Consider the following 221-nt stretch of genomic DNA (forward strand, 5'->3'; position numbering starts at 1 on the left):
GGGGCGTTCGCATGGATGGGAATTCGGATTGCGCTGCGCTCCATCGGCTACAAGATATTGCGTTGCCCGTCGGGCAAAACACCCAAACTGCCGGTCAATCCGCCGCGCTGAAAATATTCGCCTTTACAGAAATTCGGAATAGACGGATATTGCGCGCAACCCGGCCCAAGGAAGAGGGGCGTATCGCGATCGTCACGAACGCGGGCCGGGCGGCGGCGGAC

Origin of the sequence: Bradyrhizobium sp. 21 (assembly GCF_023073335.1) — a bacterium.
GTDB lineage: Bacteria > Pseudomonadota > Alphaproteobacteria > Rhizobiales > Xanthobacteraceae > Bradyrhizobium.